Raw genomic sequence first — 1,938 nt, 5'->3', positions numbered from 1 at the left:
GCTGCGGTGTGCGGCGTCGTGCTGTTCGCCGACGCCGCCGACGCCGCCGCCGCCGCGCCCGGCAGTGACCGCGCCGGGGCCCTCGATCACCGTGCGGTCCGCGCCGGCTCGCTCGGCCGTCGCGCCGGACATCACGGTCGGTAGTCCACTGGCACCATACGGCGGTGCATCCGGCACACCGGCCACCCCTGCCTCACCTCGCCGCTGCCCCGCGGCCGACCTGACGTTGCAGGCCAAACCCGGAGGAATCGTAAATGCCCGATTGGGCACGTTACCGAGGGCGGGCAGGAGGGTCGAGTGCGCCACCAACCGTTCATCTATGCGTCGCCACGAGGCCACCATGGGCTGAGACGAGCCAGTCCACGGGATCGAGGGCGGCCGGTCCGCGACGGCCCGCCGGAGGGGACCCGTAGTAGAGTGACGGCATGCTCGCTCGCAGAAGTTCCTGGCGGGCCGCCTGTCCGGCGGCCCCGCTGATGCGCGCGTAGCACCACTCACGAACACGCGGCCGCCCCTCCGGCGGCCGCCGTGGTCACCTCCTCCCCGGCGTGCGAGCAGCGGCCCCGGGCCAGGCGGTTGTGTGTCCCGACCCGCGAGGACACCGACCATGGACCTGCTCCGCCCCCTGCTCACCGCCGTCTCGGCCGGCGGCGAACCCGGCCCGTTCGCTCTGCTGCGCCGCGGCGGCGCCGACCATCTCGACGTGCTGCGCGGCGAGCTCGCCGTGGTCGACCGGATCGCGGAGATCCCGCTGCCGACCGGGTCCACCGGGCCGCGCACGCTCGCCGTCGTCCCCTTCCGCCAACTCGCCGAGCATGGCCTGCCCTGCGTTGACGACGGCGCCCCGCTGGAATGCCTGCGCGTCACCGACCATGACCGGGTGCCGGTCTCCGCGGCCCTCGCCGCGCTGCCCACCACCGGCCCGAGGGCCACCGGCGGCCATTTCGACATCGACGACGACCAGTACGCCGAGACCGTCCGCACGGTGCTACGCGAGGAGATCGGCCGCGGCGAGGGCGCGAACTTCGTCCTGCACCGCACCTACACGGCCACCCTCGACGGCCCGCCGGTGGCCGCCGGGCTCGCCGCGCTGCGCCGCCTGCTGCGGGACGAACCGGGCGCCTACTGGACGTTCCTCGTCCACACCGGTGCCCGTACCCTCGTCGGCGCCACCCCGGAACGCCACGTCAGCGCCGAGGGCGGGACGGTGCGCATGAACCCGATCAGCGGCACCCACCGGCTGGGGCCCGCCGGCCCCGACCAGGCCGGGCTGCTGCGTTTCCTCGCCGACGCGAAGGAGACCGACGAGCTGTACATGGTCCTCGACGAGGAACTGAAGATGATGTCCCGCGTCGCCGCCGGTGGCACCGCGATCAGCGGGCCACGGCTGAACCGGATGGCCCATCTCGTGCACACCGAGTACCTCCTCGACGGCCGGGGCGACGCCGACGTCCGGGACATCCTGCGCGAGACGATGTTCGCACCGACCGTCACCGGCAGTCCGCTGCGCAGCGCGCTGCGAGTGATCGCACGCCATGAACGGCGCGGCCGGCGCTACTACGCCGGTGTGTGCGCCCTGCTCGGCCGGGACGGCGCGGGCCGCCAGACCCTCGACGCGCCGATCCTGATCCGCACCGCGGAACTCACCGCGGACGGGGTGCTGCGGGTCCCGGTCGGCGCGACGCTGGTGCGGCACTCCACGCCCCACGGCGAGGTCGCCGAGACCCACACGAAGGCCGCCGGCATCCTCGCCGCCTTCGGCCTGCGCACCCTGCCCGTGCGGAGCCCCGCGGGTCCCCCGTCCACATCCGCGGTGAGGTCGGTGGACCTCGCGGCGATCGGGGCGCTGGACCCAGGGTCGTTCGCGGCGCTGGCCGGCGCGGCGCCGATCACCGCCGCGCTCGCTGACCGCAACGCCGCGCTGTCCCGGTTCTGGCT

Annotated in this window: 1 protein-coding gene; it reads left to right on the top strand. The window is 74.6% G+C overall.

Going from position 1 to position 1,938, the window contains the following annotated elements; translation table 11 throughout:
* Positions 1-607: 607 nt before the first annotated feature.
* Positions 608-1,938: chorismate-binding protein (locus MXD58_RS26570; RefSeq protein WP_250610520.1), on the top strand; the 1,331-nt coding region annotated here is incomplete at its 3' end.

It is taken from the genome of Frankia sp. AgKG'84/4 (assembly GCF_023242965.2).
Lineage (GTDB): Bacteria > Actinomycetota > Actinomycetes > Frankiales > Frankiaceae > Frankia.
Note: the sequence above shows the minus strand (reverse complement) of the source record. Positions and strands in the feature narration are given on the sequence as shown.